This is a genomic window from Bacillus sp. Je.9.29.b (assembly GCF_051129925.1).
GTDB classification, from domain to species: Bacteria; Bacillota; Bacilli; order Bacillales; family Bacillaceae; genus Bacillus; species Bacillus safensis.
Genome location: NZ_JBCPSO010000002.1, coordinates 68,829 through 94,047, shown reverse-complemented (window position 1 = coordinate 94,047; position 25,219 = coordinate 68,829). Strand labels below are relative to the sequence as shown.

General features: G+C 43.1%; 25 protein-coding genes. 8 read left to right on the top strand and 17 right to left on the bottom strand.

All coding sequences use genetic code 11. The annotated features are described in order from the left end of the window. Positions 1-295: 295 nt before the first annotated feature. From AAZR19_RS03750 to AAZR19_RS03730, 5 genes are all read right to left on the bottom strand, one after another. Positions 296-3,016, bottom strand: coding sequence for a DNA translocase FtsK (locus tag AAZR19_RS03750; protein WP_434702354.1), 2,721 nt, complete (start codon positions 3,014-3,016; stop codon positions 296-298). Positions 3,017-3,211: 195 nt separating this feature from the next. Next, a complete protein-coding gene (gene ytpR, locus AAZR19_RS03745; RefSeq protein WP_024424858.1) occupies positions 3,212-3,817 on the bottom strand; it encodes a YtpR family tRNA-binding protein in 606 nt (201 codons plus the stop codon). A gap of 16 nt (positions 3,818-3,833) precedes the next feature. Next, positions 3,834-4,646: a DUF1444 domain-containing protein gene (locus AAZR19_RS03740; protein WP_434702352.1), complete on the bottom strand. Its 813-nt coding sequence runs from the start codon at positions 4,644-4,646 to the stop codon at positions 3,834-3,836. A 20-nt stretch (positions 4,647-4,666) separates the two neighbouring features. Next, entirely contained in the window at positions 4,667-4,987 is a 321-nt protein-coding gene (locus tag AAZR19_RS03735) for a thioredoxin family protein (protein WP_024424860.1), read from the bottom strand. Further along, on the bottom strand, positions 4,974-6,002 hold the full coding sequence (locus AAZR19_RS03730) for a PTS transporter subunit IIC (protein ID WP_041107289.1): 1,029 nt from the start codon (positions 6,000-6,002) through the stop codon (positions 4,974-4,976). Before AAZR19_RS03730 ends, AAZR19_RS03735 begins: the two co-directional genes overlap by 14 nt. Positions 6,003-6,202: 200 nt before the next feature. On the opposite strand from AAZR19_RS03730, the gene AAZR19_RS03725 reads away from it, so the two are divergent. Continuing rightward, a complete protein-coding gene (locus AAZR19_RS03725) occupies positions 6,203-6,649 on the top strand; it encodes a YtoQ family protein (RefSeq protein WP_434702349.1) in 447 nt (148 codons plus the stop codon). 248 nt (positions 6,650-6,897) lie between these two features. Here AAZR19_RS03725 and AAZR19_RS03720 read toward each other — a convergent pair whose 3' ends face one another. Beyond that, positions 6,898-7,971, bottom strand: coding sequence for a M42 family metallopeptidase (locus AAZR19_RS03720; RefSeq protein ID WP_024426183.1), 1,074 nt, complete (start codon positions 7,969-7,971; stop codon positions 6,898-6,900). A gap of 199 nt (positions 7,972-8,170) precedes the next feature. On the opposite strand from AAZR19_RS03720, the gene AAZR19_RS03715 reads away from it, so the two are divergent. Next, a complete protein-coding gene (locus AAZR19_RS03715) occupies positions 8,171-8,485 on the top strand; it encodes a PepSY domain-containing protein (RefSeq protein WP_003217759.1) in 315 nt (104 codons plus the stop codon). A 41-nt stretch (positions 8,486-8,526) separates the two neighbouring features. Here AAZR19_RS03715 and AAZR19_RS03710 read toward each other — a convergent pair whose 3' ends face one another. From AAZR19_RS03710 to trmB, 3 genes are all read right to left on the bottom strand, one after another. Beyond that, complete coding sequence (locus AAZR19_RS03710) at positions 8,527-10,224, bottom strand: NAD-dependent malic enzyme (protein WP_434702346.1); 1,698 nt, start codon at positions 10,222-10,224, stop codon at positions 8,527-8,529. A 74-nt stretch (positions 10,225-10,298) separates the two neighbouring features. Further along, positions 10,299-11,147, bottom strand: coding sequence for a YtnP family quorum-quenching lactonase (locus tag AAZR19_RS03705; RefSeq protein ID WP_226015470.1), 849 nt, complete (start codon positions 11,145-11,147; stop codon positions 10,299-10,301). 116 nt (positions 11,148-11,263) lie between these two features. After that, positions 11,264-11,905: a tRNA (guanosine(46)-N7)-methyltransferase TrmB gene (trmB, locus tag AAZR19_RS03700; RefSeq protein WP_024424866.1), complete on the bottom strand. Its 642-nt coding sequence runs from the start codon at positions 11,903-11,905 to the stop codon at positions 11,264-11,266. Positions 11,906-12,093: 188 nt separating this feature from the next. On the opposite strand from trmB, the gene AAZR19_RS03695 reads away from it, so the two are divergent. Continuing rightward, entirely contained in the window at positions 12,094-12,369 is a 276-nt protein-coding gene (locus tag AAZR19_RS03695) for a YtzH-like family protein (RefSeq protein ID WP_024424867.1), read from the top strand. On the opposite strand, the gene AAZR19_RS03690 is transcribed toward AAZR19_RS03695, so the two are convergent. The 4 genes from AAZR19_RS03690 to thpR all read right to left on the bottom strand — a co-directional run bounded on the left by AAZR19_RS03690 (position 12,366) and on the right by thpR (position 15,941). Further along, the gene (locus tag AAZR19_RS03690; protein WP_024424868.1) at positions 12,366-13,166 is read right to left on the bottom strand and encodes a phosphotransferase family protein; all 801 of its coding nucleotides are present in this window, start codon (positions 13,164-13,166) and stop codon (positions 12,366-12,368) included. The genes AAZR19_RS03695 and AAZR19_RS03690 overlap by 4 nt on opposite strands. Positions 13,167-13,450: 284 nt before the next feature. Continuing rightward, positions 13,451-14,380, bottom strand: a complete 930-nt coding sequence (locus AAZR19_RS03685; protein WP_075622006.1) for a YegS/Rv2252/BmrU family lipid kinase — start codon at positions 14,378-14,380, stop codon at positions 13,451-13,453. A gap of 48 nt (positions 14,381-14,428) precedes the next feature. Continuing rightward, positions 14,429-15,364 (bottom strand): hypothetical protein, encoded by a 936-nt coding sequence (locus tag AAZR19_RS03680; RefSeq protein WP_434702342.1) that lies wholly within the window; start codon positions 15,362-15,364, stop codon positions 14,429-14,431. Positions 15,365-15,389: 25 nt separating this feature from the next. Next, positions 15,390-15,941 (bottom strand): RNA 2',3'-cyclic phosphodiesterase, encoded by a 552-nt coding sequence (thpR, locus tag AAZR19_RS03675; protein WP_434702340.1) that lies wholly within the window; start codon positions 15,939-15,941, stop codon positions 15,390-15,392. A 94-nt stretch (positions 15,942-16,035) separates the two neighbouring features. On the opposite strand from thpR, the gene cysK reads away from it, so the two are divergent. Then, complete coding sequence (gene cysK, locus AAZR19_RS03670) at positions 16,036-16,965, top strand: cysteine synthase A (protein WP_041107304.1); 930 nt, start codon at positions 16,036-16,038, stop codon at positions 16,963-16,965. Positions 16,966-17,013: 48 nt separating this feature from the next. Here cysK and AAZR19_RS03665 read toward each other — a convergent pair whose 3' ends face one another. Together AAZR19_RS03665 and pepV are read right to left on the bottom strand one after the other, a co-directional pair. Then, entirely contained in the window at positions 17,014-17,640 is a 627-nt protein-coding gene (locus tag AAZR19_RS03665) for a Type 1 glutamine amidotransferase-like domain-containing protein (protein WP_041107306.1), read from the bottom strand. 29 nt (positions 17,641-17,669) lie between these two features. After that, positions 17,670-19,070, bottom strand: a complete 1,401-nt coding sequence (pepV, locus tag AAZR19_RS03660; protein ID WP_076840267.1) for a dipeptidase PepV — start codon at positions 19,068-19,070, stop codon at positions 17,670-17,672. 94 nt (positions 19,071-19,164) lie between these two features. On the opposite strand from pepV, the gene AAZR19_RS03655 reads away from it, so the two are divergent. Together AAZR19_RS03655 and AAZR19_RS03650 are read left to right on the top strand one after the other, a co-directional pair. Then, positions 19,165-20,463, top strand: a complete 1,299-nt coding sequence (locus AAZR19_RS03655) for an NCS2 family permease (protein ID WP_087976504.1) — start codon at positions 19,165-19,167, stop codon at positions 20,461-20,463. Between the two features lie 370 nt (positions 20,464-20,833). Then, positions 20,834-21,055 (top strand): DeoR family transcriptional regulator, encoded by a 222-nt coding sequence (locus AAZR19_RS03650; RefSeq protein ID WP_008356419.1) that lies wholly within the window; start codon positions 20,834-20,836, stop codon positions 21,053-21,055. A 69-nt stretch (positions 21,056-21,124) separates the two neighbouring features. Here AAZR19_RS03650 and AAZR19_RS03645 read toward each other — a convergent pair whose 3' ends face one another. Together AAZR19_RS03645 and AAZR19_RS03640 are read right to left on the bottom strand one after the other, a co-directional pair. Continuing rightward, the gene (locus AAZR19_RS03645; RefSeq protein WP_087976503.1) at positions 21,125-21,841 is read right to left on the bottom strand and encodes a pseudouridine synthase; all 717 of its coding nucleotides are present in this window, start codon (positions 21,839-21,841) and stop codon (positions 21,125-21,127) included. Positions 21,842-21,858: 17 nt separating this feature from the next. Continuing rightward, positions 21,859-23,481, bottom strand: coding sequence for a putative polysaccharide biosynthesis protein (locus tag AAZR19_RS03640; protein WP_076840264.1), 1,623 nt, complete (start codon positions 23,479-23,481; stop codon positions 21,859-21,861). Between the two features lie 175 nt (positions 23,482-23,656). Here AAZR19_RS03640 and AAZR19_RS03635 point away from each other — a divergent pair, with 175 nt between their 5' ends. Together AAZR19_RS03635 and AAZR19_RS03630 are read left to right on the top strand one after the other, a co-directional pair. After that, on the top strand, positions 23,657-24,928 hold the full coding sequence (locus tag AAZR19_RS03635) for an NAD(P)/FAD-dependent oxidoreductase (RefSeq protein WP_434702335.1): 1,272 nt from the start codon (positions 23,657-23,659) through the stop codon (positions 24,926-24,928). Next, entirely contained in the window at positions 24,925-25,122 is a 198-nt protein-coding gene (locus tag AAZR19_RS03630) for a hypothetical protein (protein WP_076840262.1), read from the top strand. Before AAZR19_RS03635 ends, AAZR19_RS03630 begins: the two co-directional genes overlap by 4 nt. Positions 25,123-25,219: the final 97 nt, after the last annotated feature.

The window sequence follows — 25,219 nt, the reverse complement described above, 5'->3', positions numbered from 1 at the left end:
CCTCCAACAAACGTCTATCTGACTTACAGTATATGACGCTCATTTCAATTTGCAACTTGTGATTTTTGCCTCTAGCTGATCACAGATCGCAGCTCCAAATAAAGATTTTTTCCGATCTTCCTATTCTAATCAATATTAACTATGATTAGTATCCGACAACTTTCCCATTTCTAACACCTGTTTCCGCTTATTTTACATAAAAAAGCGTTCTGGCAGACATGCGAAAAGCGTCCAATTACAAAATTGCACCTATGTGCTATCATACCATGTTTATGAAAAAAATGAAGTGGTTTGTTTAGATCAACTGTTCTAAGTCACTCAGTGTCATGAGCACTTCTCTAGGCTTACTGCCTTTCGCACCAGAGATCATGCCCTCGCGCTCCATCATGTCAATCAATCTGGCTGCACGGTTGTAGCCAATCCTAAATCTTCGCTGCAAACTTGATGTACTAGCGCTATTCTGCTCGATGGCAAAACGGCAGGCATCCATAAACAATTCATCTTCGTCTGTAATCGCAGAGCCCTGCAGCATTAGTTCCTCCTGTTCAAAAAGGAACACGGGCTTGCGCTGCTTTCTCACATGTGCCACCACTTGATCAATCTCACGGTCTGATACAAAGTTCCCTTGCAGCCTTGTTGGCTTGCCGGAGCCATTTTCTAAGAAGAGCATGTCTCCTTTTCCGAGAAGCTTTTCTGCACCTGCCATGTCAATGATCGTTCTTGAATCAACCTGACTTGAAACAGAAAACGCAATTCTTGTTGGGATATTGGCTTTAATGAGACCTGTAATGACATCAACAGACGGTCTTTGTGTCGCAATCAATAAGTGAATGCCGCATGCTCTTGCTTTTTGTGCAATTCGGCAGATGCTTTCTTCGACTTCATTTGGTGCGACCATCATTAAATCAGCCAGCTCATCGATCACCACGACGAGATAAGGCAGTTTTTCACCCATTTGTTTTTCTTTCACAAGCTCATTGAATCGTTTAATTTCTCTCACGCCAGAGTGTGCAAATAGTTCATAGCGTCTTTCCATTTCATCCACTACCCATTTCAAAGCAGCAGTTGCTGTCTTGGCATCCGTAATAACAGGACTCACAAGATGCGGAATGTGATTATACGGCGCTAACTCAACCATTTTAGGGTCAATTAAGAGCATTTTCACTTCATCTGGTGATGCTTTAAACATTAAGCTCACTAAAATCGTATTAATGCAGACACTTTTTCCTGAACCAGTTGCTCCGGCAATTAAGCCATGCGGCATTTTTTGCAGATCAACCACGACAGGCTGGCCTGAAATATCTAATCCGAGTGCCGCTGTTAAAGGAGATGGATTGTCTCTAAACGCACTGCTTCTGATCATTTCTCTTAAGAACACCATTTTACTGTGCAGGTTTGGCACTTCGATCCCGATTGTGTTCTTTCCTGGAATCGGGGCTTCAATTCGAATATCCTTTGCGGACAAACTAAGTTTAATATCATCTGACAGGTTCGTGATTTTGTTCACTTTGACACCTGGTTCTGGATGTACTTCAAACCTTGTCACAGAAGGTCCCTGTGTGACATGAACCACACTTGCTCTTACGTTGAAATTTTTAAGTGTCGCATTGAGCAGCTCAGCCCGCTCTTTCACCCATGTGCCGTCCTCTTCTTTTTGAGCTGGCGGTACGTCTAAAAGGGCAAGGCTTGGAAAAACATACCCTTGTGTATCGGCTGCTTTCTTTTGCCCTTGCACGCGCTGATCGCTTTTTAACATCATGACATTAAACGGAACCGTAGAGGTTTGACCGCTTGCGCGTTGTGGCTGCGGAGATGTCTGTTTTGGTTCTTCTTTCTTGACTTCATGCGTTTGTTCTTGCTGCTCTGTCTGCTCTATAACCGTTTCTGCCGGTTCAGATGCAGTTTGTTCCTCTGTTACTTGTTCTACTGGCATCACTTGATCTTCTTCAATTTCAGCTTCTTGAACCAGCTGATCTTCCTGCAGGTCATGTTTGACTGGCTCAGCTTCTTCAAATGCTGCCGCTGGCGCTTCTTCTAGTTTGTCTTCTATTGGATTAGCTTCTACTTCTTCTTCCACCGGTTCTGCTGAAATGTTTTCTGTTAACGCCGCTTCTTCTGCTGGAATGTCTACTTCCATTTCAATTGCTGGCTGCGAAGGTTCCGGTGTTTCGAAGGTCAACATGTCTATTTCCTCAGTATGATCTTCAAACTGATAGACAGGCTCGTCCTTTATTTCTTCTTCATCACCGGAGACAGTCTGTTCCGGCTCAGACTCAATCGGCTGCTTCTGATAGACTTCTGCTTGCTGCTTATGTAAATCAGCTTCATGATGATCTTCTGGCTGGATGAACGGCTCGTCAGTTAAACGTTCCATCGTCGATTGAACATGATCTTGATAAGCGAGTTCCTCTTGCAATGTATGCGGGGTTACTGCTGGCTCCTTATCTGCTCTCTCTTCTGCTGACGCTGAAACCATTTCCTCGATACGTTTTTCTTTCTGTATAGATGGGATGTTCATTTGCTGTCTGACATTCCGTTCACGCTCTGCCTCTTCTGATAACAGTGTGACACGCTGCGCCGTTTCTTCTGCTGCTTTCCTTTGAACTGAAGCTGTTTCTTCTTTTGCATCTGCCCGTTTTGGACGCATATCCTGATGATAGCCATAGATCGGTGATGGAATTTGCTCTGGCTTGAATGGCTTTTTATTCATATCAGGCTGAAGCGTTTGTTTAGGCTGATAGGTTGTCTGCTTGGTCTTTGGCTGACTTGGTTTCACGCGTCTTCTCTCCGGCTTCACTCCATCACGCTGAGGTTCATCAGGAACGAGCGGAAAGCGAAAGTTGCCTTTTGGATATTCATAATACACTTTCGTATCTTCGATTTTTTTATATTCTTTATGCTGTTCAAAAGCTGGCTGCTTTGGTGCAGCTAGATCTTCTTCAGGTCTTGCAGCTTTTTCTTCTTTTTTTTCTTCTCCTAAAAATACACTAAAAAATTTATCTAACCAACTCATCATTTATCACTCACTTTAACTCCCCTTACGTTTTCTTGGGCGATTTTTAGTATACCATTGCTTTTTCATGCAGAAAAGCGAGAAAAGTGCCGCTTTATGCTGTTCATGCTATTGTAGATGAAAAAAAGTCACTAAGTACGTACTTAGTGACTTTTGGTTTAACACATTCTTCGCTTCTATGTGCCCGTTTATGGGAGGTTACGCTTTAAAGGGTTCACCAGCTTGATGGCTTCCATCTAAAACAAGAATCCCTTTTTCAGCAGGTGCGTCTGGAAGATCTAACTCTTTCGCTGAACAGATCATGCCGCTTGATGGAACGCCTCTTAGCTCAGCATCTTTGATGACCATACCGCTTGGCATCACTGCACCGACCTTCGCAACCACGACATATTGGCCTTGGTCAACGTTTGGTGCACCGCACACGATTTGTAAGGTTTCATCGCCCACATCAACTTGGCAAATGTTTAATTTATCTGCATTCGGATGCTTTTCTTTTTCCTTTACATAACCGACAACAAATTTTGGTGATAGATCCACAGTCAACGTTTCACTGACACCGTTACGGTTTAAAATTTCATTGATATCTTGAACAATGGTTTCAGAAAGCGGAACAGATCCGTTTTCTTCAATTTTCATGTAAGTGGATGCATTGAAGATATTAAAGCCTGTTGTTTCTTTTGTTTCTTGATTGAAGATTCGTACAACATCTCCAAACGTCTCATGACCTACTTCTTCTCTCGTTACATCTTTCAATGAGATAAGGAGTGTGTCGCCTACACCTTCTGCATTATAAAAAACGTTCATTCTTCAAAATTCCCTTCTACTGCTGTTTTGGTCTGCTTTTTGCAAGTATAAAGATCGGTTCAAGCTTACCCTCATCATATAAAAATGACAATGCGGTAATCGGAACCGTACCGCTGGCGAAGAAGCTCATCGACATCTGTCCTAAAATATCATAGCCTGAATCATTGCGAACATCTGCAATGATGAATACATCTTGATGGGGAACAGAAATCGCCATCTGCCCTTCTATTTTTTGCGCGTATTCTTGTAATAACGACTCATTTAAAAGTCTGCTGGCGTCATACCCGTCATTTGCACGGAAGAAATAAAACCGGTTGCCTGCCACTTCATCCATTTTCACTACAGTTTTAAGCGAACGGACGTTGAAGCTGGCGGTTTCTCTGATTCGCTCTTTTGTCCAGTTTTCCTTTTGAAGCATCTTTACATCAATTAATCGGTAGGTGCTTCCAAGATCAAGTGCATAGTAGATTCTCGTTTCTGCTGTATGCTCATCAAACACGAGCGGAATCCCATCACTGGATGCCTCAGGAAAGGAAGTGGAACGAATGACTGGATAGATCTGCTTTTCTTTTCCTGAAATGTGCTGCGCTTCGCCTTTCATGGCACTCAGCGCTTCTTTCACATAATAAACGATCTCATCGATGGTTTCATCAGGCTTTACTTCCCACTTTGCAATAATTGGCGGGAGCTCTAGTGTGATGCCTTTGCCTGTTTGTTTATCTTCAATACGAAGCGTATCTTTTTCCCGGTCAAACTGGTGTGACCAGCTGTCGTTCGTCAGACGGCTTTTGAGTTCATTCGCAAGCTGCCTTGATGTCATTTTTGCCATCGTTTTAGACTCTCCTTTCGTTATTTAGAAAGAGAATCTGTTAAAAATGCTTCAATCTCTTCCTTTGTCTTACGATCTTTGCTGACAAAGCGGTTAATCTCTTGTCCGTTTTTAAAGACTAAAAAGCTTGGAATACCGTAAATTTCCCACTCTGCACAAGTGTCAATGAACTTGTCTCTATCGACATAGAAGTACTCAAATTCTGGGTAGTTTGCTTCAAGCTCTGGCAAGAATGGCTCAATAAATGTGCAGTCCGGGCACCAGTCAGCTGAAAATAGCAATACCGTTAAGTCTTCTTGAATCACTTTTTGTAATTCTTCGTTTGATTCAATTTTTTTCATGTTTCATTCCTCCAGTTTGTATGGTTAAATCTCCGAATTGTATATAGCCTTTCTTTCTCATCCATTCTGATACTACCAAACTAATCACTGCCGGGCCAACGATATGCAAGAGAGCGATCGCCAGAAATACAGATGGATGAAACCCCATGACGGTCAGCGTCATGAGCTGTCCAACAAGGCCGCTCGTTCCCATTCCCGCTCCTGCCGCATTATTGACCATCCCAAAGCCAATAATACCAATTGGCGCGAGAATCAGACCAGCAACCGTCGGCGGAATCAGGATGAGGGGATTTTTCACAATGTTCGAAAGCTGCAATTTTGACGTCCCAATGCCGACAGCCGCAAGACCGCCAAAACGATTTTCTCTAAAGCCTGCAGCGGCAAAGCCGACCATTTGAGCACAGCAGCCAATCGTTGCAGCACCAGCAGCTGTCCCGCTTAAGTCAAGCATAAGCGCAAGTGCAGCACTTGAGATCGGAGAACTGAGAGCAAGTCCAACAATGGTCGCTACCAGCATGCCCATGATCAGCGGGCTTTGATCTGTCCCCCACATGATGAGCCTGCCGAGCCCTGTCATCATGGCTTCAATCCCAGGTCCGATTAGAGCAGCGGTGAAAAAGCCAGTGATAATGGTGACAAGCGGCGTTAAAATAATATCAATTCTTGTCTCACCACTGACCAGCTTGCCAAGTTCCACACCAATTAATGCTGCGGCAAAGCTTCCAGCAGGCCCCCCAAGCTCTGCTCCTGCAGCGCCTGAGACAACACTTGCAAAAATGATCAAAGGAGATGCATGTAAACGGTACGCAACCGCTACACCGATCGCCGGTCCCATGAGCCCCATGGCGAGGGTTCCCATTTTAATGATGAGTGGAAGTGATAACAGACCGCCTGCTGTTTTTAAAATCAGACCTACCACTAATGTAGCAAATAGACCTAAAGCCATATAAGAAAGTGCATCAATGAAATACACCTTTGGCGAAAGGGAGATCCCCTTTCTTTTTAAATAAGTCATCAACGTCGTCTTCCTGCTTTCTCATAGGAAAGACGAAGAGGCCTGTCCTTCCCATTATATGTAGTATTCTTGCGATGAAAAATAGTCTCTACCATGAATATCATAATCATATTTTTTTTGCTTTATCAAGCACTTCTTGTGTAACATGAAAAGAAACAGGACAAACCTTTACTAAGTTTGTACAAAAGGAGGAGATCGTTATGCAATTAACTGTCTATTTAGCTGGAGAAATTCATAGCCAGTGGCGTGATGAAATCAAGGAGAAAAGCCAATCTTTGAAGCTGCCAGTGACATTTGTCGGTCCAATGGAAAATCATGACCGCTCAGATAACATCGGTGAGGATATTTTAGGTGAGCAGCCGAATGCCATTTTCAAAGATGATGCAGCTTCTGATTTGAACAATTTTCGTACTGAAATTTTATTAAACAAAGCAGATGTCGTCATTGCGCGCTTTGGTGAGAAATATAAGCAGTGGAACACAGCCATGGATGCATCTACTGCGATTGCAAAAGGTAAACCTCTTATTTTAATCCGTCCAAAAGAGCTGCACCATCCATTAAAAGAACTCTCAAACAAAGCAAATATCACTGTGGAAACCGTAAACCAAGCGATCAAGGCGTTATCTTATGTGTTTGAACAGCAATAAGAAAAAAGGCTGCTCTCATTGAAGAAGCAGCCTCAGATTGTTGACGAAGGGCTAAAATGATGTTTATTTTAGCCCTTTGTCTTCTTTTCAGCGTGATAGAAAACCTTTGCAGTCTAGGAAGGACGAGTACCGGAGCGGAGCGAATTGTACATTCGTGAGCACCGGCACGCAGGACTGACAACGAATGCGAGGGTTTGTCTACACGCTGAAGCTGCTCTCATTGAAGAAGCAGCCTTTTTCTATTCTATTTATACTTGTTGGTAAATAGTATCCACTGTACTTTGATCACAATTTTTGACAAGGCGGACAATTAACTCTTTAGCCGCTGCGTAATCATCCACATGCAAAACAGAATGACTTGTATGAATGTAGCGTGCGCAAACCCCAATGACAGCAGAAGGCACACCTTGGTTTGAAATATGAACACGTCCAGCGTCCGTACCACCCGGTGATACGAAATATTGATATGGAATGTTGTTTGTCTCAGCAGTATCAAGCACAAAGTCTCTCATTCCGCGGTGCGTAATCATTGTCCGATCAAAAATACGCAGAAGTGCACCTTTTCCAAGCTGGCCGAACTGTGTTTTGTCACCTGTCACATCGTTTGCAGGACTCGCATCTAAAGCGAAGAAAAGATCTGGCTGAATCATATTCGCAGCTACCTCAGCCCCTCTAAGCCCTACTTCCTCTTGAACAGTTGCTCCTGAGTACAGCTGACATGAAAGTGTTTCGTCTTTTAATTCTTTTAATAATTCAATTGCAAGGCCGCAGCCATAGCGGTTATCCCAAGCCTTCGCTAAAATCTTTTTTGGATTCGCCATTGGGGTAAAAACCGTTGCAGGAACGATTTGCTGTCCTGGACGAACGCCAAGCTCTTTTGCCTCTTCTTCACTGTCTGCACCAATATCAATAAGCATATCTGACGGCTTCACAGGTTTGCTTTTTTGTTCTGGCGTCAGAAGGTGAGGAGGTGTACTAGAGACGACACCAGGAATTGGCCCGTGATCGGTATGGACGTCCACACGCTGCGCCAGCATGACTTGACTCCACCAGCCGCCAAGTGTTTGAAAACGAATCATCCCGTTTTTTGTAATGGATGAGACCATGAATCCGACTTCATCCATATGACCCGCTACCATAATTTTCGGTGCGTTTTCCTGCCCCTTGCGTACGCCAAACACTCCGCCAAGACGGTCTTGAATGAGTTCATCAGAATATTTCTCAAGTTCCTTTTTCATAAAAGCACGCACATGGTGCTCATTTCCTGGAGTTCCCTGTAATTCTGTTAAATTTCGGAAAAGCGACAATGTTTCTTCGTTCATTCTACAGTTTACCTCGTTTCTATGTAATGACCATATATATTCCTATAAAATTAACACTCACTTTATACTATAAGAATTCTTTCGGTTTTCCAAGTATCTCTCCAGAAATTTTGAATATGCTTTCAAGTATTCGGATTCCTTAACATCGTTGGACAAGTTTTGTATAATGGAAAAAACAGCAATACGGAGGTGCAGCACGTTGAAGTTAAAACATGTTCTGATTGGTGCGAGTATTGGCGTAGCCGCTGCAATTGTTGCAAAGAAAGTATTTTTCCCTACGTATATCTCGTCTGAAAAAGCATTAAAAATTGTGAAATCTGCTTTTAAACAGCGCGGCCCGATTGATGGCTCTTGGATTTATACTGTACCAGAACCGTATACCGTAAATGGCGAAACGATTGATGTATACAAATCTGGCATTACCCGCTCTGCCTTTGGCGAGCTTGAACAGTATGAAGTGATGATTGATGCCAAAACTGGCATGATCGTGGATGTAATTGATTCTGTTGCTTGATCAAGAAAGCTTCGCAAAGACGTGTCCTTGCGAAGCTTTTTTTATATGGCTTTGATTTTTTTGTACACAGGATGCCACATAGCGTCCTGCACAGCCTGAATAAGATCATCAGGCGTTTCTTCTGCTATTCCTTCATCAATTGCTGCCTGCGCCACACGGACGGCCACTGTCGCTGAAACGGTTCGAAGCTGATCGACACTTGGCAGCATCGCTGCACCCGGCTTCCCAACATTGACCATGCTTGCAATGGCTTCAGCACTCGCAACAAACATACTGTCTGTCATGAGGCGTGCTTTTGACACAATTGTGCCTAGACCAAGGCCTGGGAAGACAAGGGCATTATTCGCTTGTCCAATTTCATAAGTGACGCCGCCATATTCGACAGGATCAAATGGACTTCCTGTTGTCACAAGGGCACGTCCTTCAGTCCACTCGATCAGATCTTGCGGCTTTGCTTCTGAAAGAGGTGTCGGATTCGACATCGGTAAAATCGCAGGGCGCTCCACGTGTGACGCCATTTCTTTTACAATTTCCTCTGTAAAAGCGCCTCCGACAGTCGAGGTGCCAATTAAGATCGTTGGTTTCGCCTGCTTGACGACCTCTAATAGATCAATCGAATGCTTTGGACCATTACGGGCATACTCCTTTACTTCGTCAGAACGTCTTGCATACGGCTTTTGAAATGGCTGAATGTCAGGTGAATCATCTGTGAGCAGCCCCGTTTTATCAATACACCAGAAATGATCGTAGGACTCCTCTTCTTTGACTCCGTCTCTGACGATTGCATCACGGATTTGCTCGGCTATGCCAATACCTGCCGTACCCGCTCCAAAAATGACGATACGGTGATCTTTCAGCGGAACTTTCGAAGCCTTTGCACATGCCATAACTGCAGCAAGTGAAACGGCGCCAGTCCCTTGAATGTCATCGTTAAATGTACAAATACGGTCCTTATATTTTTCCAATATCGCACGGGCATTCTTTGTGCCAAAGTCTTCCCAGTGAAGGAGTGCATTTGGGAAAGTAGCACGGGCAAGCTCGACATATTGATCAATGAACTGATCATAGCGCTCTCCTCGAACGCGGGAGTGCTGATTTCCAACATAAAGCGGATCATTCAAGAGACTTTCCTGGTTCGTGCCGGCATCAAGCACTACTGCCAGAACGCGGCTGGGATCAATGCCTGCTGCAGCTGTATAAACAGCAAGTTTCCCGACTGAAATGGCAATCCCGCCAACGCCCCAGTCTCCAATGCCTAAAATGCCTTCTGCATCAGTTGCAACGATTAAGTCGATTGATTCATCGACACCATAAGAAGCAAAAATCTCTTCCATGCCTTCCAGATCATCAATCGATAAATAGAGCCCTCTCGGCTTTCGATACTCATGGCTATAACGCTGAATAGCCGTTCCTACAGTCGGCGTGTAGACAATCGGAAGCATTTCCGCCAAGTGCTCATTAAGTAATTTGTAAAAAAGCACTTCGTTTCTATCATGAAGTGATGTTAAATACACATTTTTCCCTAGCTCATCAGGCTGTGCCCTGAACTGCTCATATGCACGCTTTGCCTGATCCTCTAAGGTTAAGACCTTAGGCGGAAGAAATCCCTTTAACCCGAGCTCCTCCCGCTCTTCCTTTGTAAATGCAACCCCTTTGTTTAAATAAGGGACTGACATGACTTCCATCCCTCTTAATGGTGTTTCGATCACATCACCATGTACACGATAAAATTGGTTCACCTGCACTCTTCCTTTCACAAGTTCATTTTGTCGTTATTTTGTGTGAAAGGCGAAAAAAACATACAGATGATCTTTTATCTTCCTGTTTCTCTTTTGATTTCGTGTGTAATCTGCCCATCTTCGTCCCATTTTACAGCACGATAAATGGCATCATGATAAAACAAGTACCACGCATTTTTTTCTTCAGCAAATGCCTGCCACTTTTGCTTGGCTGGAATCGAAGTCATTGGGTAATCATCATATGCCAGAACCCAGAGTGGATTTTTATGAGCGTGTGTTGGCATGATATCAGCTAAATGAATCGCTGTTTCGCCCTCACTTGTGAGCGTTAAAATACTATGACCATTGCTGTGTCCGCCTGTATGATGCAGCTCGATTCCTTCTGTCACTTCGATGCTTTCTTCGAATGTCACGACTTGATCTGCCACAGGTTCCCAGTTTTCTTTCCAATATGTATTTCTTGAGCGAATGTTTGGCGCTCTCATTTCATCCCATTCGATTTTCGATGTGATGATTTTTGCGTGCTGAAAAACAGACACGAGCTTATCGCCTTCACGTTTTGTTAATCCGCTGGCATGATCAAAGTGCAGATGTGTCATTAATACGTAATCAATATTTGATGGGCGCAGACCAAGCGCCGCTAGAGATTCTTCCAATTTGGTTTCCTCTGTCACGCCATAATTGCGTTTTTGTTTATCTGTCAGCTTCCCTGATCCGATGCCGGAATCCACTAACAGATGAAGACCCTTCCACCGAATGAGAATTGGATCACACCGTAATTCAATTTGATTGCGGTCATTTACCGGGTATTTTTTTGACCATAATGGCTTTGGCACGACACCGAACATCGCTCCGCCGTCCATGTGCGTATCTCCCCCGTTTAACCAAAACAGTTCCATTTCACCTATTTTCATTGTCTCCATTGCTGTCATCCCTCCTTTTTCTATCGTAGCAAATACAGCCAAAAATCGCATGCACCAATCTTTTCATAAGAAAAGCTGACTGCCATTTTTCTTTGCAGCCAGCTTGATGTCACTTGTTATTCTGGGAATTTGACTTCTGATCGATAGATCGGTTGTCCCATAGACGAGAATTTCTCTTCATATTCAGTCATCACGTTTCCTTCTAAGCCGTCCTCATGTAAATCTAGGCTGACATACGTTAAAAGAAGGCCATATGCAGAAAAACTTTTTAAGGAATATTCAAATAACCCGCGGTTATCTGTTTTGAAATGTAACTCACCGCCTGGACGGAGAATATGTTCATATCGCTCTAAAAAGGTTTTAAACGTCAATCTGCGCTTTTCGTGTCTTGCTTTTGGCCACGGATCAGAGAAATTCAAATACACCCGGTCAATCTCATTTTCCGCAAACACATCTGTCAGCGTCTCAGCATTAATGTTCAAAAGCTTTACATTTTCAACATCTGTCTCTTTGATTTTATCTACTGCCGTCACAATAACACTTTTAAATAATTCAATGCCAATATAGTTGATATCAGGATGAAGTTTGCCCATTCCAGCAATAAAGCTCCCTTTTCCTGTCCCAACTTCGATATGGATTGGATGATCATTTCCAAATAGCTCATGCCATTTCCCTTTATATTGCTCGGGACTTGCTAAAGCAATATGAGCATTCTCAGCTAAGTAATCATCCGCCCATGGTTTATGTCGCATTCTCAATTTGATACACCTCTATTTTCTATACATTTTATCAAGATACCATGAAACATAAAGACCCGCAAGACAGCATCTTCTATGTCCATATAAAAAGACCAGCCCTTCGCTTGAGCTGGTCTGCCACATGTATAAATTGGACGCTGAATGCACAGTTTAACCTCATAAATGACACGCAGGAAAGGAGCATTCGTATGGGTTTAAACCGTCAACATCAGCTTCAATTAATCAAAGATATATTAACCGATCACCAGCTGGATTGCTGCGGGACTGTTGCAGAATATGAACAGGTGGGACGCGTGATTCAATTAATGCTGGCAAAAGAAGATCTGGATGCCGACATTCGTCAGCTATTAACAGATATTTATGATTACAGCCAAAAGGGCACCTCTGTCAGTTCAATTGATGCACATATCGAGGAGCATCAATCACATCTGTCCGAGTGGGTCGAAAACATTCCACTGTCTTAATGAATGTTTAACCGTTTTAAAAGTGCATTTAGCTCCGCTTGCACTTCTTTTTGCGCCTTTTCATTCCCTTTTCGTTTATGCCAAACGACAAACGATACGGTTTCAGCGAGCACGTACCACGCCATGCGCTTTCGCAAATTGTCCGTCAGCGGGGCGCCGTACATAGAGAGCCAGCTTTCCCAGTTTTCTTCCTCAACATAATGGTATAAAAGCGGTCCAAGATCAATCGCTGGGTCTGCAATCATCGCCCCATCCCAATCAATTAAATAGAGCTGGTTTTCATCTGTCAGCAGCCAATTATTATGATTGAGATCGCAATGACAGACGACCTTGTCCTCAAAATGGACAGCCTCCACATGCTTCTCTAAATACTGGATGGCACGCGAAATGTCTTGTGAATCAATTTGCTCGTTTAATATGGACTGTTTCAGATGCATCAGAATGGATTCTGGGTCTAGAGAGTGCTTCTCTAATCGTTTCAGCATATCGAGCAATTCTTTTGATGTATGAATTTTTCTTAGCTGCTCTGCTACAGGACGATCATTCATGTCCTTTGGCTTCAGCTCTCTGCCGCTCAGCCAGTGCTGTGCAGTAATCACATCTCCATTTTCCATCCGTTTTGTCCAGACAAGCTTCGGCACAATGCCTTCAGCTGACAAAACCGCAAGAAACGGTGACGTATTGCGTTTTAAAAATAGCTTTTGGTCATTGTGTGTTGCGAAGTACGCATCTCCCGTAGCGCCTCCAGCTGGAGAGATGTGCCATTCGCTACCTAATATTTGTCCCAACCAGTTCATATCAATTTTCAACCCATCATTTCTTAAAATATTTTAAATCTTGCTTTTTTAGTCGACAAAATTCAGCCGATTGAGGATCAATTGGCTGTTTCTTTTTTTATTTATATGATCATAAAAACAAAAAGGACAGCTATTGAGAATGAGATGCTAAACAATAGCCGTCCTATAGATTTTATCGTTACCTTCTTATACTCGTCAAGCAAAACTAAAAAATCAGGACAAGAACCTTACGAAAAAGAAGGCTTTTTTCACGGTTCTTTGACTAAGGATATACCGCAAGTTATTTAAGCACGTAATTTTAAGGATCGTTCACTTGACTTTACAAAGACAGGCGTTGCGCCAATCACTTCTCCATCTGCGTGAAATAAGATTTTTTCATCTGCTTCTAAAAACGCTTCCTCATGCTGAAACAGGGTAACTCCCTTCATCCCAAGATGCTTTCGGAACACCATCGCGCTTAGAAACAAGAGGACTTTGAATGGATTCAAATCTGTGACAACCATCGTTTGAAAACCTGGCTGCCTCGCACTCACTTCCGGTGCCGCTTCCAGCCCTCCCCCGTAATACGGGTGATTGCAGACGATCACAAACCACACTTGGCGAAAGACTTTCTTCTCATTTTCAATAAATAACGCAAGATCAAACGGCTTAAACGACCATAAAGAATGGAGAAATGACAGCGGATAGATGATAAAGCCAAGCCCCAGCCGTTTCAGCCACTTTTTCCCTCTAAAATGCACCGTTCTCCTCAGTACATGTGCGTCAAACCCCGCACCGATATGATTGAGAAAGAGAACAGATTGCGGACTTTCGGCATGATCTTGAAAGGAGCCGAGAGAAAATGTTTTGGTGAGCATTCTCTTTTGCTTTCTCACTTCTTTTAGGACATCATGACGATGGATGCCGAGACCCTTGGCAGCATCATTCCAATGACCAGCAGGGACAAAACTAAGCTGCACATGATCGATTTCCTTTAAGCCATTCAGTACTTCATGAATGGTGCCGTCACCGCCAATAACAATCAAGCGCTTCAGCCTGTCATCCTGCATGGCACTGATTTGTCTTGCCAAAACTTCTGCATGGCCTTCATGCTGGGTGAGAAATGATCGATAAGAGACCTCCACCTTTTGTAATTCTTTCTCTATGCTCCTCCATGTGCGGAGTCCTTTTCCATGTCCTGCTTCTGGATTAACGATAAAGTACCATTCATTCATATATTAGCTCCACTCAGGTCTCATTTTTCGTGACCTTCCATCATGCCTTTAATCGAGCCATTCCTGTCTTCTTTTGCTGTCTGATTCACCATAAGCAAGCAATGCCTTTGTCGCCTTAAATTGCTGATGCTTTGTCGGCGCCGTATTTTTCCGCTGCTTTTCAAACCACTCTTCTGCCTTCTTCTTATCGATAACCTCCATCCCATATGGAACTTCAGGTAAATCAATATAAGAGGTTCGGCTGATGAGGATTTTTTTCACAGGAAGGTCTACACCACTTTGCTGTAAGATCTTTGACACGACGGTGCCAGAACGCAAAAGGATTGCACAAGGATTCAAGACGGACTGAACAGCTTTCCCAGTCGCCCGTTTTTCCCAAAAACGTTCCTTTGTTCCAATATAGACGCTGTCTGGTTCGGCCTCTAAGAAGGATAAACAGATCACTTCGAGCGGCGTGATGAGTATCGGACATAATTCCATCTCAGCTTTTTGAATGAGCAGCACGGGCTTGTACATCACAAAATAAGAATCCGGAAGCTGCCTTGCAAGCATCCGCAGCTTTTCATCATACCGAATATGATGGGAAACGGTTGAAATATGTGATATCGTCGAACTCGCCCATTTTAATTGCACTTCAAAGAGATGATCCTTAAAAAAGTGAATCAGCTTCGTTTCATCGGTAGGGACGTTTCTGAAAACCCCTTGCTCTATATCTGTCGGCTCGTTAAAAAGACTCAGGTCCCGTTCCTTTTTCATATCGGCTTCTTTTTGCTTTCTCTTTAAGGAGAATTTCTTTCTCTTTTCTTCCTCTTGTTCAGGCGCTTGTTGAGGAATTTGGTCAACCGGTTGCTGCGCCTCCTCTTTTGAAGCCTTTTTTAACTCGTCCCATCTTTGTTTTTTCAACCGATTGAATTGATTGATATAGTGATGCGGGTCTTGTTCATATCGTGATATATAATCTTGAATTTTGATAATTTGCGCCATCTGCTGCTCACTCCAACTTCTAGAATCATTTATGTAGTGTAAATTGTTTGATTGCGTGATAACGAGGGGTTTCCTTCGGACGTATTTCAAATAAAGTGATACGAGAAACCTCCATCACATATGGCTCTTTGCGTAAAGGTGCTTGCTTTTCATAAGGGTCATCCGCATTCCATTTGCGCGCAATCGTCATATGCGGATGAAACGGTCTCTTTTCAACAGGGTGTCCTGCTGACAAGACGGCTTCCTTTACCTTTTCTCTTACATGCATGAGCGGCTCACTTTCATGAGGCTTTGCAAAAAAGACTCTTGGGCGTTCCTTCGCACCAAACTGCCCTACCTCATTCAGCTCTAGTGAAAATGCAGACGCTTCATCTGAAAGGATGTCAAGCAGCTGGATGATCTTTTTTAAACGTTCTTCTGGAATGGCGCCTAAAAAGACAAGGGTCACATGATAATCATGTGGTGCTGTCCATTTTTGAAAGAACAGTCCGCTCCTTTGATCAATGTCTTGTTTGATTTGATGCGCAAGTTGTTCAGGGATGTGAATCCCTATAAAATAATGACGGTTTTCTGACACAATATCACCTGTCCTTTTTTAACAAACTTTACGAATCCCCATTGATGATAGTATAACTAAAGAAATGCGGAATGAGAAGAAAGGGTGTCATCTGATGAAAGTTGCACAAAATATAGCTGAGCTGATTGGCGATACACCGCTTGTCAAATTACAGCGGCTCCAGCCAGAAAATGCGGCGGCTGTTTACTTAAAGCTGGAATCATTTAATCCCAGCGGAAGTGTAAAAGACCGCGCGGCTTACAATATGATCGTCGAAGCAGAAAAACAAGGGAAACTCACAAAAGGAGCAACCATTATTGAGCCTACAAGCGGGAATACAGGGATTGGTTTAGCCATGAATGCCGCCGCAAGAGGCTACAAAGCCATCCTTGTCATGCCTGATACGATGACAAAGGAAAGAATCAATATTTTGAAGGCATACGGGGCGCAGGTCGTCTTAACCCCAGGAGAAGAAAAAATGCCAGGCTGCATCCGCAAGGCTGAGGAACTGGCTGCTCAAATTCCTCATAGCTTTATTCCCATGCAGTTTGACAATAGAGCGAACCCAGATGCACATAGAGGAACAACAGCAGTCGAAATTATGGAAGCTGTGAAACAACTTGGACAGCCACTTGGAGCCTTTGTCGCAACAGCTGGAACAGGCGGTACTATTACAGGAACTGGAGAGGAATTAAAAAAAGCATTCCCTCATTTAACCATCCGTGTGGCAGAGCCTAAGGGTTCCCCTGTCTTATCTGGCGGGAAACCTGGGAAGCATAAACTTGTTGGCACAAGCCCAGGGTTTATCCCCCATATTTTAAACGAACACGTCTATGATGACATCGTGCAAGTAAGTGACGAAGATGCTTATCACATCACACGGCAGCTCGCTAAGCTTGAAGGAATTTTAGTAGGCCCATCCTCTGGGGCGGCTTGCTATGCAGCCATTGAAACAGCCAAACAATTGCCGGCAGATCAAATTGTGATCTGTATGACAGCAGATACAGGCGAACGATACTTATCAAGTGATGTTTTTCAAGATTAAAAAAGGAACAGGGCGATGAATCCCTGTTCCTTTTTCTTCATTTCACGGTTAAGATGTTTTGACAGATTTCACCTCAGCCTGTTCCCCTCTGATAAGTAAAGCCTGTTCATCAGTAAGCGGACATAAATCGAGCGTCTGCTGATGCTTCTCTGTGATTTGCTGCGCAGCCTCGCCTAAATAGGCATTGTGCATATGCGGTACTGGATAGCAGCTTATTTCATTGACACCTTGAAATGATGAAAGCTCCGGCGCTTTCTTTTGATCATCCATCAGGGAGATATATTCAATGCTTGGCGCCATGATGATACTCCCCGCAGACTCTCCGATGTACAGCTTGCCGTTGTTGATTTCTTCTTTCAACACGTCATCGAGACGATGCTTTCTTAACTCCTGCAATAAATAAAACGTGTTGCCTCCTGAAACGTAGATCACATCATTTTGTTTGATCATCTGTGTGATCTCTTCAGCGGACTGTTCATCTATCTGCACAGTCTCAAGCTGCATCCCTAATTCCTGAAAGGCTTCCTTCGCTGCCTCCACATAGTGCGTGACTTCTTCTACAGCACTTGCCGTTGGAAAGAAAGTCACGCGCTTCCCTTTTAAAGATTCACCGGCAAAGTCAGATAAGAGAGAATAGCTGTCTTTGAATGAAGAGCATAAGAACATTTTTTTCACTGTGAATCCCCTCTTCTCTTTTCCAATTTCTATTTTGCTAATTCATACATGGCTTGTGCATAAAGAGCTGTTGCTCTCAGTAAGTCATCAATTTCAATATATTCATCCTTTTGATGGGCGCAGTCTGGTCTGCCAGGAAATAAAGGTCCGAAGGCAACGCCTGCTTCTAAAGATCTCGCATACGTTCCTCCCCCAATGGCAATAAGAGTTGCAGGATCTCCCGTTTGTTCCTCATATACCCGCTGCAAGGTTTTCACAAGCGGATGATCTTTTGAGACGTGATGCGGAGGACTGTCTTCGAATTTTAGAAGAGCCGCCCCTTTGATGCTTTCAATTCCTTTTTTGACGTCCTTGCCGTCTGCTGTCACTGGATAGCGGACATTTAACCCTAGCTTTGCTTCCTCATTCTGTTTATAGCGGATTGTCCCAACATTCAACGTCAAATCTCCACTAATCTCATCTTTGCAAGCAATTCCCAGCTTTTGTCCTCTTGTATCCTGATCAAATAAAGCGTTGATTTGGGAAGTAAAGGCAAGTCCCTGCTCATCTAATTCGTGTCCGCATAAGAAATTCGCCATATGAATGCCCGCATTTGTCCCATGCGCCGGCTCCATGGCATGAACAGATACCCCTTTTAATGTAAAATGCAGTCCATCCGCTGCGCTTTTTACCTCACCAGATAATTGATGATCAGCAAGATAGGCTTTGAAAGCTGTTTTTATTAATTCAGCATCGTGTTCCTGTGCAGCAGTCACAGTAGCAGCTGCCTCATCTGGCACCATATTGAGCCTCATACCCGATGTAAATTGCTTCAGCGTATAGCGCTGATGATTCGCTGTTTGTTGATATGTAAATGACAGGGTGGCATCAATAATCCCTTTTTCCGCATGAATAATTGGAAAATCGGCGTCTGGTGCAAATCCGATTTGCGGCATCGCCTCATGCTTGAAATAATGATCCACACAGCGCCAATCGCTTTCTTCATCTGTTCCAATGATCATTCGAATTTTTTTCGACAGCTGCAGGCCAGTATCTTTTAAGATTTTCAGCGCATAAAATGCCGCCATGGTTGGGCCTTTGTCATCAATAGCCCCGCGTGCAAAGATTTTATTTTCTCTGATGTCAGCTGAAAATGGCGGGGTTGTCCAGCCGTCGCCAGCAGGAACCACGTCCACATGACACAGCACACCTACAATGTCTTCGCCTTCCCCGTATTCAATATGACCTGCATAGCCGTCGACATTCTTGACTGTGAAGCCTTCGTCTTCCCCTTTTTTCAGCATATACTGCAGGGCATCATCGACTTTTTCACCAAATGGCTTTCCTTCTTTACCGCCTTCTTCATCAAGGACACTTTCAATTTGTAAAAAAGATTGTGTGTCCTGAATCAAGTCGTCTTTTTTTCGTATTACTTCAGCTTCCCAATTCATTTTTCCATTCCTCCTTGAAAAAAGGTTGCAATCCACCCTTAAAACGAATATTATATTAATTGTTTTGTAATAATGTTCGTAAATGGAGGATTTTATGTTTCAGTTAAAAGAAAATCAAACCAACATAAAGAGAGAAATAATCGCTGGTATGACGACATTCTTTACTATGGTCTATATTGTTGCCGTCAACCCGGGAATTCTTTCAAAAGCAGGTATTCCTTTTGACCAAGTCTTTACTGCAACAATCATCGCTGCTGTTGTCGGTACGCTCTGGATGGCACTATTTGCAAATTATCCGATTGCCATTGCACCAGGCATGGGGCTGAATGTCTATTTCACCTTTACCGTTGTCGGCGGTGGCGGCATCAGCTATCAAACAGCGTTTAGTGCGGTATTTGTTGCTGGTCTACTCTTTATTATTTTATCGTTAACATCCCTTAGAAAACAACTGATTCAAGCCATTCCAGATAATTTAAAGTACGGTATTACAGCAGGAATCGGGCTTTTCATTGCATTTATCGGCCTCCGTCAGTCTGGAATCATCGCTGCTGATCCAGAAAACCTTGTGAAGCTTGGCAATTTAAGCTCGCCAGTTGTCATTTTAACGCTTGTCGGCTTAATGATTTCGGTTATTTTAATGGTTCTGCAAATAAATGGTGCACTGTTTATCGGCATGTTAGCGACCACATTGATTGCGCTCGCAACCGGCCAGCTTCATTTCCCTAAAACACTGATGGACATCCCTGCACTGCCTGAAGGCATGCTGATTACAAATCCAATCGCTGCCTTTGGTGACGTGTTCTCTCATCATTTGTATGCTGTCGTATTCTCCTTCTTACTGGTGACGATTTTTGATACAACAGGCACTATGATCGGCGTTGCCGAACAAGCAGGATTAATGAAAAATGGCCAGCTGCCAAAAGTGCGCAGAGCCCTGCTCGCTGACTCGGCTGCAACAACGGTTGGTTCTATGTTTGGTACAAGCCCAACCACTGCTTATATTGAATCATCATCAGGAGTAGCTGCTGGCGGAAGAACTGGGCTGACGTCTTTAACGGTCGCTGCACTGTTTATTGTGGCACTATTTTTTGGCCCGCTCGTTCAAGCTATTTCCTCTTTACCATCGATCACATCACCTGTTTTAATCATTGTTGGCTGCTTGATGATGAACTCGGTGTCACGCATTCGCTGGAACGAACTAGACGAGGCATTCCCTGCTTTCCTTGTTATTCTTTCGATGCCGCTGACTTCTAGTATCTCTACAGGAATTTCACTTGGATTTATTTCATATCCGCTTGTGAAATTGGCGAAAGGGAAATGGAGAGAAGTACATGTGCTTGTTCTCATCTTTGCGGTCTTATTTTTCATTCAGCTCTTTTTCTTAGAAGGATAACAGAAACAAAAAAGGCACATCCTCACATGGAATGTGCCTTTTCGCCTTCACTGAATTTTTTATTTTGTAAATTTTCTGTGTTTATTTTTCGGAATTTGAAAATGTCAGCTTCCATCGCATCCCTTATCATTATTGGGTTGTAACCGGATTCAAATCATGATATATACCATATTTCATTTCATGAAGACAAGTTTAAAAACACGTAAAGTTGACTTTTTGGTGGAACTAGATGCATAATAACGTGTATAATAGAATAAAACATTAAGAAACACGAACATTTACCATTGTTGCTTGTCCTTATTTCGCAGTTTTAGTGTAGTAAGTTGTGGTTAGTCAAGTCCATCCGATCTTATTGATAGGGAGTGGTTTTTTGAAACCTTCAACAAACCGTATGATGACTCGAATCAAATCAGTCTATATGTTCATTCAAGAGAAAGGTCTTGTGACGACACAAGAGCTGGTTGATGAATTCGGGATCACACCTAGAACCATTCAAAGAGACTTAAACGTGCTTGCCTATAACGATCTTGTTCATAGTCCAAGCAGAGGCAAATGGGAAACAACGAGAAAAAAAGTAAAAATATCATCTTAAGCGTATAATGAATTGTCCATATAACAAAAAGAACCGGCGATATGCCGGTTCTTTTCTTTTGTTCTTACGTTATTCACGATTCATTAAGCTGTCTAATTCTTCATCCGTCAATTCACGGTACTCTCCCGGTGCTAGATCTTCATCTAAAGGGACAGCCCCCATCGAGAGCCTTTTTAAAAAGATCACTTCATTTCCCACCGCTTGGGCCATCAGCTTCACTTGATGGTACTTCCCTTCAGTAATCGTCAAACGGATGCGTGTATCTTCCTCTTCATTTGCATCTACTTCCACCTTCGCCGGCTTCGTGTGATAATCATCTAAGATGACAACGCCCTCTTCAAGACGCTTAATGTCTTGATCTCCTAAAGGATATTTCAAATGAACCTCATACGTTTTTGGCACATGCTTTTTTGGAGAAAGTAATTGATGAGCAAGCTGTCCATCATTTGTGAGGAGAAGGAGACCGACCGTATCCTTATCAAGTCTCCCCACAGGGAATGGCTCCCTTGCGATATCCTCCGGCTCGAGTAAATCGACAACCGTTTCATCCCGCAGATCTTCAGTTGCTGAGATCACTCCGTCCGGCTTGTTCATCATTAAGTAAATGAATTCTTTATATTCTACACGCTCTCCGTGTACGAGCACTTCATCATTTGATGGATCAACATGATCTTTCACCTGCTTTGCCACTTCTCCATTCACTGTGACCGCCCGGGCCTTGACAAGCTTTTTCACATCTTTTCTTGAACCAAAGCCGCTGTTAGCAAGTAATTTATCAAGCCTCATGAATATCTACCTCTTCTTTAACTCTTTTTTCTTAAAAATTTCGGCATACGGCTGCCCATTACACGCTCTAGTAATCCCACCTTATAAGACAAGTACATATACACACCGCCGCCAGTGATCATGGAAATCAAAATGACGATACCCGCTTGTAAAATTCCGCCTTCATAAGAAATCACTTGGTTCACAAGCTGACTTGTCAAATATGCCACGACAGCCATGATCGCCGTTAAAATACCAATGAGAATAAAACGTTTGAAAATTCTGCGGAACGAATAGCCGGCATGGCGTTTAATCATGATAAACATATACAAGATGGACGCACTGTAGCCTAATGCTGTTGCCAATACAGAACCATTTCCTTGCAGCCAGCTGATCAGCGGGATGTTCAGAACCGTTTTAATAATGATCCCTAACAAAAGACTGACGATGGCAAATTTTTGTTTGTTGATCCCTTGCAGAATCGCTGCATTAATGGTGAATAAAGAAAACAATAATGCAACAGGTGCATACCAGAACAAAATGGAGATCCCAATTTCAGGATGAACAGACGGATAGAAAAACCAATAAGCCGGTCCAGCCAATGCCGAGATACCAAATGAAGCAGGCAGCACGAAAAATAAAATGACTTGCATCGTCTGATCAATTTGTCTATTGAGCAGCTTGTAATTACGTGCTGTAAATAATTCCGTAATTGTCGGAATCAATGTTAAGCCAAACGCTGTGGCAAGTGACACAGGAATCATCACGACCTTCGGTAAATATAACGTCACAATGGACAATACCGCTGTACTAATATCCTGATGTCCGGATGCAATCATGGCTCTGTTAATTGTGTTTGTATCGATATAAGAATAAATTGGAATCGCAAGTCCAACAAATACATACGGCGCCGCATAGCTAAACAGCTCTGTAAACATTTGCTTATAAGATAAATCAGAGTGAGCGCCTGTATTCGGCTGCATGGCTAAGAGCCGGTCCTTCCGCTTCAGCCAATATAAATAAAGCGTGAATAAACCGCCAAATGCACCGATCAGTGCCGCAAATGTTGCATATCCGACAGCAATGACAAGCCCGCCGTCAAGCACCTTTAGAATAATAAACGTCGCCGTTAATAGGAAGATGATTCTGACAAGCTGTTCAATCACTTGGGAAACAGCTGTCGGTCCCATCATGGAGTGTCCTTGGAAGAATCCGCGTACAAGACTCATAATCGGTACAACCAAAAGACCTAAGCTGACCATCCGAATCACATATACTACTTGATCGACAGTCAAACCGCCTGTTTCATTTGATCCGCCAAGCTGAATCTTGGCAAAAATCGGTGCGGACAAATATAAAATAGAAAAGGCGATCATCCCGGTGACAAGCATGACCGACATACCCGCCCTGAACATTTTTCTTGTTGTCTCATAATCGCCGATCGCATTATATTTGGAAACAAATTTTGATACCGCTGTTGGAAAACCAAGCGTAGCAATACTTAAAAAGATCGTATACTGATTGTATCCATATTGGAATAGCGCACCACCAGTAGCTCCAACCATTGCGCTAAATGGAATTAAATAAATCATACCAAGAATACGAGAGAGATACGTCCCTATCGTTAAAACCAACGTACCACGAAGCAGTTTATTAGACATGCGCTTAACCACCATTTTTCTAATGAATATTCAACTTAACTATTTTACCACATCAATTCAACACACAGGTAACAAATCCAATACGGAAGTCACAAAACCAATCAATTCATATTTCAGCCTTCCCTAATCTTCGTTATAATAGAAAAATGACTGAAAGTAGAAAGAGGAATGTAACATGAAACATTATGATGTCATTGTCATTGGCGGCGGACCTTCTGGACTGATGGCCGCGATTGCATCAGCAGAGCACGGTGCGACTGTTCTGTTAATTGACAAAGGAAACAAACTTGGCAGAAAGCTGGCCATTTCTGGCGGCGGACGCTGTAACGTCACCAATCGCCTTCCAGTAGAAGAAATCATCAAACATATTCCCGGAAACGGCCGTTTTCTATATAGTGCATTTTCTGAGTTCAACAACGAGGATATTATTTCGTTTTTTGAAAACCTTGGCATTGAACTAAAAGAAGAAGACCATGGACGTATGTTCCCTGTATCAAACAAAGCACAATCTGTTGTGGATGCCCTTCTAGACAGGCTCCGCGCCCTCAATGTCACCATTCGAACGAACGAAAAAATTAAAACAGTTCTGTATCAAGACGGACAAGCAGTTGGAATTGTTACAAATAATGATGAAAAAATTTCAAGTAAGTCTGTCGTCATTGCTGTCGGCGGAAAAAGTGTGCCGCATACCGGCTCTACTGGTGACGGCTATGCATGGGCAGAAGCAGCCGGTCATACCATTACAGAGCTCTTCCCAACAGAGGTACCGGTCACATCCGATGAACGATTTATTAAAGAAAAAGTGCTTCAAGGTCTTTCTTTAAGAAGTGTGGCTGTCAGTGTTTTAAATAAAAAAGGGAAACCCGTCGTCACACATGTCATGGATATGATTTTTACTCACTTTGGTTTATCAGGTCCAGCTGTTCTTAGATGCAGCGGATTTGTTGTGAAGGAATTGAAAAAGCAGCCGGTCGTCCGTCTTCAAATTGACTTATATCCGAAGCTGAATGACGAGGAGCTGTTCCAGAAGCTTCATCGTGACCTTAAAGATGAACCGAAGAAAGCCATTAAAAATGTCCTCAAGTCTTGGATGCAAGAACGCTATTTATTGTTTCTGTTAGAACGGAACGGGATTGATCCACAAGACACATTCTCTGGTCTAGCCAAGGATAAACTGCGTGCATTTGCCCATGATTGCAAACATTTTATTGTGCATGCAAATGGTACGCTATCCTTGGACAAAGCGTTTGTGACAGGAGGCGGCGTTTCTGTCAAGGAAATTGAACCGAAGAAAATGGCGTCTAAAAAAATGCCCGGTCTTTATTTCTGCGGAGAAATTTTAGACATCCATGGCTACACAGGCGGATACAATATCACGTCAGCACTTGTGACAGGCAGGCTTGCCGGGATGAATGCTGCACTAGAAGCAAAGGAGAGAGATCAATGATCAGACGTGCATTACCGATTGTTCTTGCGGTCGTTATCAGTTTGACAGCCGCTGTTTTCTTGAAGCTGTCCATTACCCCGTTAAAAATCGCCATTGTTTTGGCGTTTACCATTTTCGCAGTATGTTTAAAAGAATATGTCTACCGTCTTCGCAAACGAATTGAGGAAAAATCGTCTTCCCATATCGATAGTTGATAAATGGAAGCAAAACATGTTACGGTAATGTAGAGGTCGAGTGAGAAGCTCGCCTCTTTTTGTTTGAAATAAGTTGAGTTAGGGGATATTAAGCAAA